This window comes from Dethiosulfatibacter sp. (assembly GCF_983023055.1).
Window position 1 is genome coordinate 1 of record NZ_CEZJXU010000043.1, and the last position, 9357, is coordinate 9357.

The window sequence follows — 9357 nt, forward strand, 5'->3', positions numbered from 1 at the left end:
ATCCTTGCCTGTCCAACTGGTTCCATATTCGTCATATATTTCCCATTGTGCATCCATTCCTTCAAGAAGTTTATCCATTTCATCCTCAATGTAGTCTTCATCCTCATCTATGGCAAGTCGTCTATCCAAGTAAATGGAGCATTTCGTCGGTACTGCATTTAGAGATACCGATTCACTCTCAATCCGTGTTATGGCTACAGATCCTCCCAAGTCGGGACTCTCGGAAAAATGTTTTTGCAGGAGTTCAACCCTTTCTATGATTTTTGGTACTTTGTATACTGCATTGACTCCCTCGTCAGGTTCGCTTCCATGTGCAGAAACTCCCATAGATGAAATTTTAATAAGCGCTCTGCCTCGATGTCCCAATGCAAGATTCAAGGAACTTGGTTCGCAAATCACTACATAATCAGGTTCAACGACCTTTTCTTTTAGCATCCAATTGAGTGCTTCTCCGTCAAAGTCTTCTTCCATTACAGATGCCACTATATATATGGTTTTATCTTTTGCCAGACCCCAGTGTTTCATTGCATATCCTGCATAAATGGAAGCTGCCAATGCGGATTTCATATCTACAGACCCTCTGCCGTAAAGCTTACCATCGACTATTTCGCCTCCGAAGGGATCTTTTGTCCATTTCTCAATGTCTCCTGTCCTTACTGTATCCGTATGGGAATCATAGAGGATTTTTGTATTCCCATCACCTATGACACCTATTACATTTCCGATTTCATCAATAAAAACTTCATCATATCCAAGCTCAATCATTTTTACCTTTATAAACCGTATTACCTCTTCTTCATCTTGAGTAAAACTCTGTATTTGTATCAATTGTTGGGCAAGTCCAACCAAGCCATTTTTAATTTCAGCAACAATTTCATTTATAATAACCTTTTCCTCCTTTCCTGAATTCTGCAGAGTCATCATATACATTTGAATCAATTCATATTTTTTACATCTTCATTGAACTCTTCAATCAACTTATCTAGCTCATCCACTCTCTCTGTAATTGATGTCCAGTATGTATCATCATACCATTGAGCCATTATTTCTTCATAAGTCTTGCCCTGCTGTTCAACCCAGGTATAATACTTCAAGTTGTGGATTGCCTTTCTGTCATAATAATTCAATTCCTTGAAATATTCAGTATTGATGCCTTCAAAATAACGTGCATAAACTGCAGATGCATCATATTTTGTAAATTGGCCCCTTTCCTCGTTCAACTCTTCCAAACGACTCTGATACATGTCCATGGAATCTGTGAGTATCGTCACAACGACATCCTTTTCAGTCAGCTCAAAATACTTGGCATATTTTATGGCAGCTATGATATTGGCAACTCCTGATATACCCATCCACTTGAATTTATTTATTATATCTTCGTCAACGCCTTTTTCTCTGAGGAATTCTATACCTTCAGGTTCATTAAGCATTCTAATCCAGTTCATCGTAGCTTCGTCATCGATTGCAATGGCCACATCCGTATTCTTCACATTGTGTACCCAAGGTATATGCTTATCCCCTATCCCTTCGATTCTATGGTCTCCAAAACCATTTTCAAATATTGTTGGACATTGCTGTGCTTCACTTGCTGCTATCTTGCTTGTAGGATAAATCTTTTTCAAATAATCCCCTGCAGCTATGGTTCCACCGGATCCTGTACAACTGATGAATCCGTGCAGATTGCCTTTTACCTGATTCATTACGTTCTCAATTGCAGACCCTGTAACCTCATAGTGCCACAGATAATTTCCAAATTCATCAAACTGATTGAAAATCATCAAATCCTCACCTGAATTTCTAAGTTCCCAACACTTGTCGAATATTTCCTTTACATTGCTTTCCGTACCTACTGTCTTGATTGTTTCGCCAGCAACTTTTTCCAACCATTCAAAACGTTCCTTGCTCATTCCTTCAGGCAGTATTGCTATTGATTCACATGAAAGAAGGGCCGAATCATATGCACCTCCACGGCAATAATTGCCTGTTGAAGGCCAAACAGCTTTTGTTGTAGTAGGGTCAAACTGTCCTGTTACAAGTCTTGGTACCAAACATCCGAATGCCGCGCCCACCTTGTGTGCACCTGTAGGGAAGTAACGTCCACTGACAGCTATTATCTTGGCCTTGACTCCTGTAAGTGCTTCAGGAAGTTCTATATAGTTTACTCCAGTGTAGCCTCCCCCATGTTCTGTAGGCTCGTTGTACCAGCTGATTCTAAACAGATTAAGAGGATCTATGTCCCATAAGCCAACATCTTTCAGTTTTTCTTTAATCTCTTCTGGAATCAAATCAGGGTTTTTCATTTGTGCCAGAGTTGGAATCAGTAAATTTTTCTCCTTTGCCCTCTGTAATGCATTCTTGCGTTTTTCTTCATTCTTCTTAAAATTAAGTTGATTGTATTTCATGGAATTCTAAGCCTCCTGGTTTATGGTTGTCATGCCTTTTAAAAAATCAATAAATTATTTCTCATATGCTTTAGTGTAATGCAAAGCCCGTGCCAATAAAATTCAATTACCTCACCCTCATTTCTTCAATGTCATGAAACCGTTTATTTTAGAGGGTTTCATGACATTTTACTGATTTTTCGTTTTCTCGATAATTTCTTTTTTTGACCTTTAAATGTGACAAAACATTAAAAAAACCGTTATCAAAATGATAATGGTATCATTTTGATAACGGTTCTCTATTCAAGCATTCAATTCAGGATTACATGGAAGGTAAACACTCTATTTCCATTGGTATTACTTGACTTTTTCTTTCCAGGCCAGGTTAAAATGACTTGTCGCAGCATTAAATGATGAAATTACAGCTCTAATCCATTATCATTTTGATAACCACCTAGGCATATTCCTCATCCATTTCATACTTCTTCATTTTACGATACAAGGTCGCTATTCCTATCCCTAGTTTTTCGGCAACAATTTTCTTTGAAGGACCATCATGTCCATATTTGTCCAATGCCTTCCTTATATACTCCGCTTCCATGTATTCAAGATTATAATCGTCATCAAGAAGTACAGATTCGTTTTTTCTAATCTTCTCCGGCAATACTTGTTCATTGAGAATGTCACGGCTTTTTATAAGGTTAATGACATATTCCATGGTATTTTGCAGCTCACGTACATTTCCTGGCCAATCATACTTCTCAAGGCATTCCCAAAATGACGGTTCTATGTCCTTGATTTTCTTCTTGAATATACCAGCGTAACGGTTAACGAAATAGTCTGAAAGAAGCCTCACGTCTCCCTCACGTTTCCTTAAAGGTATTGTCTTTATAGGTATTACATTCAAGCGATAAAACAAGTCTTCACGAAAAGCTTTTTCTCCAATCATTTCTTCCAGATTTTTATTTGTGGCAGCCACTACTCTAACATCTATCTTGATAGGCTTAGTTTCACCCAGCTTTACAATTTCTCTCTCTTCCAACACCCTCAGAAGCTTCACCTGTATATGAATGGGCATGTCCCCTATTTCATCCAAAAACAATGTCCCTTTATGGGCAAGTTCAAATTTACCCATTTTACCTCTGGGATCGGCACCTGTAAAGGCTCCTTTAACATATCCAAACAATTCACTTTCCAGCAGATTTTCAGGTATCGCTCCGCAGTTTATAGCAACGAAGGGCTCATTGTACCTTTCGCTCTCCTCATGTAGTGCCCGAGCGACCAGTTCCTTCCCTGTACCGCTTTCACCTGAAATCATTACCGATGAAGTCGTTGAAGCCACCTGCTTTATTCTTTCCTTTAGCTTCTCCATTTGGACTGATCTTCCCAGCAATCTGGTAACGCCGATTTTCTCATATGATGTCATGAATTTCCGGGCACTGGCTTTAATCGTGTTAACATCCTTGAAAATAAATGCGCAATCATATGTTTTGTTGTGGATTTCGAAGTATGATCCAACCAGAGCATATTCTTTTTCCATAACACTGACGTTATACTCATCCATTCCCATAATCTGACCATCCGTCTTCTTGAGATCGATATCAATTTCATCCATGGACATGTCTTCAAGCTGTAGTATTTCCCGTGCACCAGCATTGATTCGATGCAATTTCCCTTCTTTGTCAAAAATCATGACCCCATCATCGATTCTATCCACAATTGTATTCATTAGGTTGACCATGCCCTGCATGCGGATGCTCTCCATCATCTCTGCCGCTTTCAACGATATAAGCCCCGTCATTTGATCAAGAAATTCCATGAAGACTTCAAGATTCGTTTGAATATAATCAAACTGTTCATCGGTATAACAAACAAACCCAATTACACCAATAACCTGGTCCTTCAACTTTATAGGTGCACTCATCTCAAACTTTTCTTCACAAATGTCTTTTTGAGCACATTTTTGGCATAGTGGATGTATGCCTGGATTCATGATTATCTGCTTTTCACCAGTTGAAATCACCTCTTCGTATACACAGCCAATAAAAACCGTTCCATCTTCCTTTGTATATGCATATCTATTGAATTTTCCAGAAATCAAATTCATTTGACTGTCGACAATTTCCACATCCACTTTCATAATCTTTGACATTATTTCCGCGTGCTTGTCGACATCTTCCTTAATCTTAAACAAAATATTCTCCAAAATCTTCACCGCCTCGATCTGTTAGAAATTAATACTGAATTAATTATATCATTCGTCAGTGCAAAAGTGTAGTATCATGTAAATTGCAGTTATCATTCTCTATAAATATACAACGAAAAAAAGCTGAAACACAGGTTACACTCCTGCATTTCAGCTTGTCAATATTTCTATATATTGTCTTACTTCACAACTATGTTGTAAATTTTTCCGGGAACAAATATTTCCTTGACGATTGTCTTGTCGCCTATTGCCTTTTGAACAGAAGCATCATCCATAGCAATCTTGTTTGCAGCTTCCTTGTCAGCATCTTTCGGTATGCTGATTTTAGCCTTAACCTTTCCATTGATCTGAACAGGCATCACGATTACATCTTCAACAGTCTTCTCTTCGTCCCAAGTTGGCCACTGAGCCTCGTTAAGCATTCCGCCAAAGTTTTGCATCTCCCAGATTTCCTCTGTCATATGTGGCGATACAGGGTTAAGAATTACAAGAAGTGACTTAATCTCGTCTTTTGTAACACTTCCCTTATCATAGAATTCGTTTACAAGGGTCATCATTGCAGCAATTGCAGTGTTGAACTTCATTTCCTCATAGTCTTCGGAAACCTTCTTGATTGTTTTGTTCATTGATGTCTCAAGATCCTTGGTATATCCTTCTCCATCAACTATCATTTCCTGAAGTTTCCATACCCTGTCAAGGAATCTCTTGCATCCCTTAACAGCGTTAGGATTCCACGGAGCAGGCTTTTCGTAGTCACCGATAAACATTACATATGCTCTCAAGGTATCTGCACCATAATCCGCAATTATTTCATTAGGATTTACAACATTACCCTTTGACTTGGACATCTTGTTTCCATCAGGTCCAAGAATCAATCCCTGGGCAGTTCTCTTCGCATAGGGCTCTTTTGTCGGAACTACTCCAATGTCATATAGGAATCTATGCCAGAATCTTGAATAAAGAAGGTGACGGGTAACATGCTCCATTCCTCCGTTATACCAGTCAACCTGGCCCCAGTAATCAAGGTTTTCCTTGCTTGCCAGTGCTTCGTTGTTTTTATTGTCCATATATCTTAGATAATACCAGCTTGATCCTGCCCATTGAGGCATTGTATCTGTTTCTCTCTTTGCAGGTCCACCACATTTCGGACAAGTAGTATTTACCCAGTCTTCCATTGCAGCAAGGGGAGATTCTCCAGTATCTGTAGGCTGGTAGTTTTCAACTACGGGAAGTCTAACAGGAAGATCCTCTTCAGGAACTCCAACTATTCCGCACTCTTCACAGTGAATAATTGGGAATGGCTCTCCCCAATATCTCTGTCTATTGAAAGCCCAGTCCTTCATCTTGTAGTTTATGGTTCTTTCTCCAATTCCTTTTTCTACAAGAATATCTATAATCTTTGCTATTGCTTCCTTTACTCTCATTCCATTTATAACATCTGAGTTTACAAGGATTCCGTCGCTTGTATCAGTGAATGCTTCCTTTGTTACATCTCCACCCTTGATTACCTCTATAATAGGTATGTCGAACTTCGTAGCGAATTCCCAGTCTCTATTATCGTGACCCGGTACCGCCATTATTGCTCCGGTTCCATATCCCATCATTACATAGTCTGCAACCCATACCGGTATTTCCTCATCATTTACAGGGTTTATTGCCTTAAGACCTTTTATTTCAACACCAGACTTTTCCTTTGCAAGCTGAACTCTTTCGAATTCGGTCTTGGTCTGTGCGTATTCCTGGTATTCGTGTATTTCATTTATATTTGTAATCTGATCATGGTATTTTTTTACAAGGGGATGTTCCGGTGCTATTACCATAAAGGTAGCTCCATATAAAGTATCCGGTCTTGTAGTGAATACCTTGAGTACCTCGTCTTCTCCCTTGATCCTGAAGTCGACTTCGGCACCTATTGATTTTCCTATCCAATTTGACTGCTCCAATCTAATTCTTGGCAGGTAGTCCACCTTATCAAGTCCATCAAGAAGCTTCTCTGCATACTCCCTTATTTTCAGGAACCATACATCCTTTTCCATCTGTACAACTTCGTTTCCACATCTGTCGCATGCTCCGTCTCTGAAGTCCTCATTTGCAAGTACAACCTTGCAGTCGGTACAGAAGTTTACATAGGTCTTGTCCCTGAAGGCAAGTCCGTTTTCAAAAAGCTTAAGGAATATCCACTGTGTCCACTTATAGTAGTCTGGATCTGTAGTATCTATCACTCTGTCCCAGTCAAATGAATATCCTATCTTTCTAAGCTGGTCAGAAAACACTTCAATGTTTCTGTCCGTCACTGTTCTTGGGTGCTCTCCAGTCTGAATTGCATAGTTTTCAGTAGGAAGTCCGAAAGCATCGAATCCTATTGGGAACAATACGTTATATCCCTGCATTCTTCTCTTTCTTGATATTATTTCAAGAGAAGAGTATGCTCTAACGTGTCCTACGTGAAGTCCTGCTCCCGACGGATATGGAAACTCCACCAGGTTGTAGTATTTCGGTTTTTCTGAATTATCTTCAGCCTTGAATGTTTCTTTTTCTTCCCAAATTTTCTGCCATTTTTTTTCAATAGCAGTTGGATTATACGAAACCATAATTTCCCTCCTAGTTTTAAGCAACAGCCTAGTTGAGTTTATTCATGAAACAAATGTATCGCAATTCATCAATGCGATACATTTGTTTCATGAATAAGTACGAAACTCACTGTTGATTAAAACATCCTTAATTTATTAAACGAATAAGTACGAAACTCACTGTTGATTAAAACATCCTTAATTTATTAAATGAATAAGTACGAAACTCGCTGTTGATTAAACATCCTTAGTTTTTTTGAATGTAACCTAAACTTAGATTAATTAAAACATCCTTAATTTTTTTATTGCAAACTAGACTCTGGACATCCTATTGATTATGTCCACAAACAAAAATAAAGCTTTCCATCACATGGGACGAAAAACTTCCGCGGTACCACCCATATTAGACAAAAAGTCTCTCTTATTTTAAATTGAGCTCACGGGTAAGTTCAGCCTCTGAAGATACTGTTTCTCACCTGCCAACAGCTCTCTTAAATCTTTTTTCGGCCTACTGCTCCCCTTCTATGCTCTATTAATTTCTAAATTGTATTATATCAAAGGAATACGAATTTATCAACAGATTTTCTATATGATACCTGCCATTTTTGTAACTTCCATCCCTTTTTCTTCCCATTTAGCTATAATCTTGTTAAGACCAATGGAATCGCTTGGTATATGTCCTGCCACTATTACATTTCCAATGTTCTGTTTTCTTACTTCATCAAGAACATTTACAGGTGCGTGCATGGCCACTATTGTGCCTACTCCCGCTTCGAAATATGCCTTGTAGACATCGGCTCCACCGTTTGTTCCACCAGCATAGAGTACGGCTATTTTCCCCGCATAACTTTTGGGACCTCCTACTCTTATCATAGGCTCAGTTAGTCCTCTCTTATATTCATCTATTTCATAGAGTGCGTCCACCACATCTTGAAGTGTCTTCCTGTCATTGTCCTTGAATTTGTCGTCAAGATGGTACTGTACAATTTTCTCTCCGATAAGGTCAGCAGGTATGTGTATATTCATGAAAGGCATCTTCATCAGCCTCGCAGCGGAAGATACTGAATCATAGTTTGAAACCTGATTGGCAAGACTAACTATCGTCCTGGCCTTTTGAAGGACCTTCTGGGCTCTGTTTACCGGAATTCCAAATTCAACCATCTTGTCAATTTGAAAATCCATTACCTTGTAGAAGTCAGCCTTTGCTCCATCTGCCTTTGGATGGTGGCTTATTACACAGTCATAGCCCATTTCCCTTCCAAGCATAAGCTCGGGAGTTTCCATGTCCACTCCTATTAGTATTCTTTTTATATTATCCCCTTCTACAGTTATTGTAGTATCATGGGGCATTTTATCAAGATCTGCCATCTCAAGGGCAATATCCATAAGTTCTTTTGTATTCATGTCATTCCTCCATATTTTAACTTTCTAATGCTGAAATGTGTCGCTATAGGCTGCAAAGTGAACATGGTCTTCCCAAACTCCATTGATTAGAAGATACCTTTTTGAAAACCCTTCCTTTTCCAGCTTAAGCTTTTCGGCAACCCTCATGGATTTCAAGTTCCTTGGAATGATGTTAACCTCAATTCTGTGAAGGTTGTATTCCTCAAACATTATCTCGATTCCCTTGGTAACAGCTTCAGTCATATATCCATTATTGATTTCGTCCTTGTCCAACTTGTATCCCAGGAAGCAAGATTTGAAATTTCCATAGATTATATTGTTAAAACATAGGTTTCCTATAGCTCTTGAGTCGTCACCTTTCTTGAAGATCCAGAATCTTATGAGTCTCTTGTTTAAGAATTCCGAATATTCATACTTGAGATTTTCCAACTGACCCTGTCTTGTATAAAACATATTGTCCCTGTCCGGATCCCATTCTGCTAAAAAGTCCTTATTCTTTTTGTAATAATCAAGGGCAAGCTGGTTGCAGTCGGGCTTGAAAATCCTGAGAACAAGTCTATCAGTATGATATTCCTTGTGAAATGTGGGGTTTCTTTTTCCAAATATATTCATTATACTCATATGTTAATCTTTCCTTCTTTATAATCTATATTAATATGATATTTCTCTCATACCCATCTATTTTACATCGTAGACCGACTTTAAGCAAGTTAAGGCTACATTTTTTATTTTAAAAAAATGGTCCCTAAAAGGAACCATTTTATTTAAATTTATAAAGTTTTATATTCTATTATGC

6 protein-coding genes and 1 other annotated feature are annotated in these 9357 nt (G+C 38.5%); all 6 genes read right to left on the reverse strand.

Annotated features, from left to right (window positions below):
- A partial coding sequence (locus AC3AX0_RS02970; RefSeq protein WP_487548818.1) for a M20/M25/M40 family metallo-hydrolase occupies positions 1–930 on the reverse strand: 930 nt, incomplete at its 3' end.
- A gap of 5 nt (positions 931–935) precedes the next feature.
- The gene (locus tag AC3AX0_RS02975; RefSeq protein ID WP_487548819.1) at positions 936–2402 is read right to left on the reverse strand and encodes a pyridoxal-phosphate dependent enzyme; all 1467 of its coding nucleotides are present in this window, start codon (positions 2400–2402) and stop codon (positions 936–938) included.
- Positions 2403–2835: 433 nt separating this feature from the next.
- Positions 2836–4575, reverse strand: coding sequence for a sigma-54 interaction domain-containing protein (locus tag AC3AX0_RS02980; RefSeq protein ID WP_487548820.1), 1740 nt, complete (start codon positions 4573–4575; stop codon positions 2836–2838).
- 191 nt (positions 4576–4766) lie between these two features.
- Positions 4767–7178 carry a leucine--tRNA ligase gene (gene leuS, locus AC3AX0_RS02985; RefSeq protein ID WP_487548821.1) on the reverse strand — a complete coding sequence of 804 codons (2412 nt, stop codon included), beginning with the start codon at positions 7176–7178 and terminating at the stop codon, positions 4767–4769.
- 347 nt (positions 7179–7525) lie between these two features.
- Positions 7526–7691: a binding site (T-box leader), on the reverse strand.
- 51 nt (positions 7692–7742) lie between these two features.
- Positions 7743–8561, reverse strand: a complete 819-nt coding sequence (locus AC3AX0_RS02990; protein ID WP_487548822.1) for a hypothetical protein — start codon at positions 8559–8561, stop codon at positions 7743–7745.
- A 24-nt stretch (positions 8562–8585) separates the two neighbouring features.
- A complete protein-coding gene (locus AC3AX0_RS02995) occupies positions 8586–9182 on the reverse strand; it encodes a GNAT family N-acetyltransferase (protein WP_487548823.1) in 597 nt (198 codons plus the stop codon).
- Between the last annotated feature and the right edge of the window lie 175 nt (positions 9183–9357).